Source organism: Winogradskyella marina, assembly GCF_015645385.1.
Taxonomy (GTDB): Bacteria; Bacteroidota; Bacteroidia; order Flavobacteriales; family Flavobacteriaceae; genus Winogradskyella; species Winogradskyella marina.
Map to the genome: position 1 here is coordinate 429336 of NZ_JADOET010000002.1, position 8143 is coordinate 437478.

The window sequence follows — 8143 nt, forward strand, 5'->3', positions numbered from 1 at the left end:
CTCTAATTGTTTTTCGTAAAACACTCTGGTCTAATGTTGTATTAACTATACATGAACTATACAAACACGGTTTTGGTAGTTTTTTTCGCAATAAATCTACAATTATTGGATAATCTTATTTATATATTTGAGCGTATTCAGTAATCTCTAATTAAACTAACTAAACAATTTTTATGAATGTGCTAAACAATTTTTCAGGTCTTAAAGTAATCATAATTTTCTGTGTTTTTTTTCTATCAATTGGAGTACATGCACAATTAGGATTTTGTTCTGGTACTTCAGGTGATCCTATTTTCTTTGAAGACTTTGGAACAGGAACGGTAAATTCTGTTCTTCCAGAAGGTACAACAACATATTATTATACAGATGGCTTTCCTGATGATGGTTTTTATACTGTAGGTAATGGTTCTTTTGGAAATGGTTTTGATTGGCATGAAGTTGAAGATCATACGCCTGGTGATACTGATGGTAAATTTTTAATGGTAAATGCAGGCTTTTCAGCTGGTGAATTTTATAGAACAACAATTTCAGGGTTATGTGAATCTACAACCTATGAATTTTCAGCCTGGTTACTTAATTTTGTGAAAATACCAGGATTTTGTCATGATTTAGGTATAGAAATCCCTTTTAATGTTCGTTTTCAAATTTGGGATAGTACAGATACTAATTTATTAGCAAGCGGAGATACAGGAGATGTTTATGGCGAAGCAGATCCAAATTGGGAACAATATGGTTTAGTGTTTCAAACCTTGGCAAATCAAGATGAGGTAATACTTAAAATGATAAACAATGGTGATGGTGGCTGTGGAAATGATTTAGCAATAGATGATATTGCGTTTAAAGCTTGTGGTGATTATGTGACGGTTACAGACCCATTAAATAATACTTCTGCTACTGTTTGTAATAGTGAAATTCCATACACAACAACATTAACTGCAACACCAGATTATGCTGTTTATACCTCTCATTTTTACCAATGGCAAGAAAGTTCTGATGGTGTTACATGGACAGATATTGAAGGTGAAACTAATCAAACCATTGATGTGTCTATAACTGCTGAGACATTTTACAGAACAAAGATTGCTGAAATAGCATCGAATTTAGATAATGATCAGTGTATAATATTATCTGATGTTTTTGAGATAACAGTTAATCCTAATCCAGAAGCACCAACAAGCAGTGGTGATGCTCCCTTTATTTGTAATATAAATGAAGCCGTATTGTCTGTTACTGTGCCACCAAATACAGAAGTAAACTGGTACGATAGTGCTGCAGGAGGAGTTCTTCTTCAGGCAAATAGTCTTAGTTATACTGCAACAGCGTTAGGAACTTATTATGCGGAAGCTGTAGATCTTACTACAGGTTGTATATCAACAACCAGAACGGCAGTGAGTGCAATTAGTGCATTGCCAGATTCACCTATTAGTGATGGTGATGTAGATTTTAATTGTGGTCTAGAAGAAGCGATTTTATCGGTTTCTGTACCGACAGGTTTTACGGTAAATTGGTACGATAGTGCTATTGGAGGTAATCTTTTACAAGCGGATAGTTTTACATATACAGCTACAGCACTAGGAACATATTATGCGGAAGCAGTCGATTCTACAACCGGATGTGTGTCTTCACCAAGAACTGCTGTGATCGCAGTTAGCGCTCTACCAGAAGCACCAATTAGCGATGGTGATGTAGATTTTAATTGTAATCTAAATGAAGCAATTTTATCGGTTTCTGCTCCTGCCGGAGTAACAGTAAACTGGTATGATTCTGCAGCTGGTGGAACACTTTTGTTAGGTGACAGCCTTAATTTTACAGCGACCTTAGAAGGCACTTATTATGCTGAAACCACAGATAATCTTACAGGTTGTATTTCTGAAACTAGAACAGCAGTGAGCACAAGTATATTTGCTCCAAATGAACCAATGAGTAATGGAGATGTAGACTACGATTGTACAATTAATGGAGCTGTATTGTCGGTTAGTGTACCTTCAGGAATTATTGTGAATTGGTACAGTTCCGAATCAAGTGAAGACATATTACTCGCAGATAGTGAAACATTAACAGTAACAGATCAAGAAATATATTATGCCGAAGCTGTTAATGAACTTACAGGATGTATTTCACTTTATAGAACATCAGTCAGTATTTCTACGGAAACGGGTCCTCAAGATTGTTTTATTCCTGAAGGTATTTCACCAGGTGTTTCACCGGGTTTAAACGATAATTTTGACCTCAGTAATTTCGATGTTACTAAAATTGAAATCTTCAATAGGTACGGTACGTTAGTGTATTCAAAAAATAACTATACTAACGAATGGGAAGGTCAAAGTAACAATGGTGATGAACTACCTGTAGGAACTTATTTTTATACTATGACTTATGATGGTGGAGCAAAAAATCAAACGGGTTGGGTTTATATCAATAGGTAGTTTAATAACTTCTCAGTTGATAAATAGAGCTTTTAAAACGTTATTCTGAAACTGTAATACGATGTTTTAGTTCGTTACCTAATGCATCTATGACGGTTATAGTGTGCTCGCCAGGCGAAGGCATCACAGCCATATCATGAATATCCTTGGTGTTTCCGATATAGTGTTCATCAATATACCAATACACTTCTAGTTCAGGTTTAGAATGGGCAACTTTAAGTATTAATTCATTGGTTTTACCATCAAAACCTTTTGGTAAATAAATGGTGCTTTGTTGGTTAGGATAAATGAATTCCATTGTAACGCCTGAAGATTCTAAACAATCCATTCTAAATGGAGGTAGAGGAGTGTAAAACGGGTTTTTATTTTTGAAATAATAGGCTTGCAAAGGAGGCAACACAAACCATGGTTTATTGGTAATGTTTGCCATCGATTCGCAAGAAGAATTTACCTGATATCGTTCACTAGCATCTAAGTGCACTAATTTATGAAACGGACAAGGGCCCGTTTTCTTACCGCTTATTTGAATGTATTTCATTTCTGTATCATCACAAACTGATGACGCTCTATAGCCACTTTTTTTGCAAATACTTACTTCAAACATTTCGTCGTATGGCGTAGCAAACCAATCGCTTTTAGGCAATACATCAAAGATGTCAAATAAAATTGGCGCTGCCGTTTGCACTCCAACTAAGCCAGGACGCCCTTCTCCATCAGCATTACCAACCCAAACACCAACTACATAATCTGCAGTGGTGCCAATTGCCCAAGCATCCCTAAACCCAAAACTAGTACCTGTTTTCCAAGCAATTTCTTGTGAAGAATCGTAGTACTCCCAACTTTCATCGCTTTCTGGTCGATTGACTTGCTTCATACTTTCAAAGGTTAAAAAGATAGAAGCAGCATCAAAAACGGCTTTTTCTTTAATGAGTTTTCCAAAGTCAACAGATTGCTTTGCATTGAAAATAGGTTGTGTAAATTCATTTGTAAAATACTGACTAGAATTCGCATTAAAATGGTTTAATGTTGAAGCCATAGCAGCATAACTCTTACATAAATCCCAAAGGTTGCTTTCAGCTCCACCAAGCACTAAAGACAGTCCGTAATGGTTGGCATTGTATTTTAAATCTTTAAGTTGAAGTTGTTTCAAATAATGATAGAAACGATCCAAACCAAACTCCTGAAGCATGCGGACCACAGGAACATTCAACGAGCGCGAAAGTGCTTCATTAGCATGCACTGCACCATCATAGCTTTGGTTATAATTTTCAGGTTGGTAGCTTCCAAATTGTGTGGGTACATCAGCGACCAAAGTATTAGGTAAAATATCGCCTGCATCTAGCATGGCAGCATATAAAAAGGGTTTTAAAATACTACCTGTACTTCTAGGTTTGTCAATAATATCAACACTATTTTGATGGGTTTTACCAGTAGGTGAATTTCCAATATAAGTGAGAACCTCCCGAGTTTTTACATCTAAAACTAAAACGGAAAGATTATGAATTTCATTCTGTTTTAATACATTATGATGTTGCTCTACTATGGTATTTGCTTGTTCTTGCAAGTCTATTTTTAGACTCGTTTTAAAACGTTCACCTTTATTAGTTTTGGCTATTTTTTGTAGTAAATGTGGTGCTATTTGAGGTAACGGATACGGTTTTTGAGGTAGGCTTTCTGCGATTGATAATTCATAAGTTAACTTGTCTATAATGTCGTTTTCGTGAAGTTTTTTTAACAAACGGTTGCGTTTATCTAACAACTGTTGCTGGTTTTTACCTGGATAAATTAAACTTGGTGCATTTGGTAAAACTGCTAAAGTGGCACTTTCTGCCCAAGACAAATGAGAAGCACTGCGGTTAAAATAGCGCCAAGATGCAGCATCAATACCTACTACATTTCCACCGAATGGAGCATAACTCGCATACAGGTTTAGGATGTCGTCTTTAGACAATCTAAATTCTAAACGTGTAGCTAGAATAAGTTCTTTAAGTTTTTCAAAATAGGTTCGAGATTGTCCTTTACGTGATAGTCGAATAACTTGTTGTGTTAAGGTGCTGCCTCCACGCTTAACGTCTCCAGAACTTAAATTACTTTTTAAAGCTTTAAAAATTGAAACTGGGTTAAATCCTGGGTGTTTATAAAAATACTCATCTTCAAATTGAAGTATGCATATTTTAAATTTTTCAGGGACAGTATGAGTTGCTGGAAATCGCCATTGACCATCCTCTGCAATTAATGCTCCGAGCAATTCATTTGACCGACTTGTAATAACTGTTGCTGTCGGATCTTTGAATAATTGTCTTGGTAAACAGAAAAAATAGGCAACAATTAGTAGTATAATCACTAAGGATGTAATTCTGTTGCGTTTAAAAAAATTAATTAACCTATACATAGACTATACAAATGCTGTTTTCGCAATTATATCCTTAAAAATTAAAGATAATTGCACAAACTTATATATATATTTGAAACGTGCGAAACAATTTTATATATCTTAAAATAGTCATAATTTTTTGTGTTTCTTTTTTCTCAAAAGAAGTGCATGCCCAATTAGGATTCTGTACAGGAAATTCCGGTGATCCAATTTTTGTAGAAGATTTTGGTACAGGTACAAGTTATACACCACAATTACCTGTGGGAACAACGACCTATACTTTTGTTGGATATCCAGGGCCACAAGATGGTCAGTACACTATAGGACCGAGTACTGATTTTTATAATTGGAATATGCCTAGTGACCATACAGGAGACACAAACGGAAAGGCACTAATTGTAAATGCTAGTTTTAGTACAGGAGAATTTTATACAACACCTATAGATGGTTTATGTGAAAATACAACCTATGAATTTTCATCATGGTTAATGAATATTTTGCCAGCATCAGGTTGTGGTGGTAATGGCATTCCTGTGAATGTTAAATTTGAGATTTGGGATGATACCAATACGAATTTATTAGCCTCAGGTGATACTGGTGATATACATGGTACAGCAGTACCAACTTGGGAACAATATGGTTTGGTTTTTCAAACCTTACCTGGTCAAACTTCTGTAATTCTCAAAATGCTAAATAATGGTGTTGGAGGTTGTGGTAATGATTTAGCCATAGACGATATCGTATTTAAGAGTTGCGGAGATTTAATTGCTGTTGAAGATAGTAATAATAATACTTCAACAATCGTTTGTGCTTCAGAAACACCGTATTCTGATCTTATTACAGCAATACCAGATTTTGCCGTATTTAGTGATCATTATTATCAATGGCAGTCAAGTACAGATAGTGTAAATTGGTCTGATGTTTCGGGTGAAACTAATGCTTCTATTTCTGTTTCTGGAATTACAGAAACAACATATTATAGAGCTAAAGTTGCTGAATTTGAAGCCAATTTAGGTAATTCAGATTGTATTACATTTTCAGATGTATATGAGTTTCAGGTGAATCCTAATCCTGATGCACCTGTTAGTGATGGTGATGTTGATTTTGACTGTATTACTAACCAAGCGACATTGTCTGTAGCGCCTGAAACCGGAATTACAGTGAATTGGTATGATGCAGCAACAGGTGGAACCTTATTACAAGCTGATTCAGAATCCTACACAGCAACAGCTCCAGGAATTTATTACACAGAAGCGGTTGATGCAGCATCAGGATGTGTATCTACAACAAGAACTCCTGTTAATGCTTCAGCAGCAACTTTTCCAGAGGCTCCAGTTAATGATGGTGATATAAGCTTTAATTGTGACACAAATGAAGCGACACTATCAGTTACAGTTCCGGCCGGAATTGTTGTGAATTGGTACGATGCCGCAACAGGTGGAACTTTATTACAATCCGATAGTTCAACATTTTTAGCAACAGCCGAAGGCACCTACTATGCAGAAGCTGTTAATACGGCAACAGGTTGTGTTGCGCTCGCAAGAACAGGAGTAACAACATCTATTGTGTTACCAGATCCTCCAATTAGTGATGGTGATACGGATTCTGGCTGTAATTCTACTGAAGCGACCTTAACTGTAACCGTCCCTAACGGAATTATTGTAGATTGGTACGATGCTGCAACTGCAGGAACTTTATTAGAATCTAATAGTACGAGTTTAGTTGTTGATTCGTCAGGAACTTATTATGCACAAGCTACAGATGCAGCTACAGGGTGTGTTTCGGCAACTAGAGTTGCAATCAATGGAGACATATTAACGCAAGATGATGCTGCTTTTAATGTCACTCCGACATGCGATGGAGCTACGGCAACAATTTTAGGGACGTCAGGTGGAACATTTTCGTTTAATCCAATTCCTACAGATGGAGCTACTATAGATTCGGCAACAGGAACAGTTATCAACGGAACTTCAGGAGCAACTTATACCATAGAATATTTAACACCTGGAGTGTGTTCAGATACGCAATCCGAAACATTTAATGTCATTACAGCAGATGATGCTTCATTCACCATAGCTCCAACATGTGACGGTGGAATAGCAACCATTACAGGAGATACAGGTGGTACTTTTTCATTTAACCCTGTTCCAACGGATGGAGCTGTTATTAATACTACTACAGGTTTGATTACTGGAGGTGTTTCAGACGCAAGTTATACGGTTGAATATACAACTGTTGGCACTTGTCCTTCAACAAGTTCGGAGACTGTTACTGTTCATTCTGAAGTTACACCGATTGCTCCAACACCATTAGAAGTTTGTGACGATGGAGTTCCTGATGGACAGACAGAGATCGATTTAAGTTTTAAAAACGCAGAAATCACAGGAAGCAATCCTAATTACGCTATAAGTTATCATGTAACGTTAGCACAAGCTGAAGCGCATACAAATATATTACCGTTATTATACACCAATACAACTAATGGTCAAGTTATCTTTGCGAGAGTCGAGGATATCAATACAGGCTGTTTTGCAATTACAACATTAGAGTTAGTCGTTCAACAAGCACCAATTGCTAATACGCCTCAACCATTACGATATTGTGATCCAGATAATGACGGTTATGGCTTATTCACACTTAGTGATATCGATGACGAAATTACGGGAGGAGCTTCAGGGTTAGAAGTCACCTATCACGAAACCGAAACTAATGCCAATACCGGAGCATACGCCATAGATACCACAGTAGACTATAACAACATTGTTCAAGATGCGCAAACTATATATGCGCGAATAGAAAGTCCAACGATAGCAACCGACTGTGCAACAATTGTTGTATTAGAGTTAATCGTAGAGCCAACACCACAGTTAGTGGCACCAACACCGTTAGAGGTGTGTGATGATATCTCAGCTGATGGTTTTGCAACCTTCGATTTAACTACAAAGGCAGACGAAATATTAAACGGTCAAGACCCAGCACAATACATCGTTAGTTATTACGAGAATGAGGCTAGTGCTATGGCTGGTAATAACGCAATAAATAATCCGCTCGCTTATACCAACACAGACGATTTTAACCAAATCATTTGGGTACGCGTAGAAGACAATACAACCATAGAAAGCTGTTACAAAATCACAAGCCTAGAATTAATTGTAAACCCATTACCAGTACTAATCACACCAGCACCAATAGAGTTATGTGATGTGAATAACCCAGGAGATGAGAAAGAAAGCTTTACATTAGAAGTGGCTAATGATGAGATCCTAAACGGTCAAACAGGCATTACTTTAACGCATTACGAAACACAAGCAGATGCCGACAATGCGACCAACCCCATTTTTAG

Annotated in this window: 3 protein-coding genes; 2 read left to right on the forward strand and 1 reads right to left on the reverse strand. The window is 36.8% G+C overall.

Going from position 1 to position 8143, the window contains the following annotated elements; genetic code table 11:
• Positions 1–173: 173 nt before the first annotated feature.
• Positions 174–2426, forward strand: coding sequence for a gliding motility-associated C-terminal domain-containing protein (locus ITJ86_RS05040; RefSeq protein WP_195870513.1), 2253 nt, complete (start codon positions 174–176; stop codon positions 2424–2426).
• A 40-nt stretch (positions 2427–2466) separates the two neighbouring features.
• On the opposite strand, the gene pbpC is transcribed toward ITJ86_RS05040, so the two are convergent.
• The gene (pbpC, locus tag ITJ86_RS05045) at positions 2467–4818 is read right to left on the reverse strand and encodes a penicillin-binding protein 1C (RefSeq protein WP_195870514.1); all 2352 of its coding nucleotides are present in this window, start codon (positions 4816–4818) and stop codon (positions 2467–2469) included.
• Positions 4819–4964: 146 nt separating this feature from the next.
• On the opposite strand from pbpC, the gene ITJ86_RS05050 reads away from it, so the two are divergent.
• Positions 4965–8143 (forward strand): Ig-like domain-containing protein (locus tag ITJ86_RS05050; RefSeq protein WP_449663647.1); only part of this gene is annotated, 3179 nt, incomplete at its 3' end.

Bases quoted from the DNA above. Each gene is read 5' to 3' on its own strand.
- ITJ86_RS05040 (WP_195870513.1), top strand. From the start codon at position 174: ATGAATGTGCTAAACAATTTTTCAGGTCTTAAAGTAATCATAATTTTC.
- pbpC (WP_195870514.1), bottom strand. From the start codon at position 4,818: ATGTATAGGTTAATTAATTTTTTTAAACGCAACAGAATTACATCCTTA.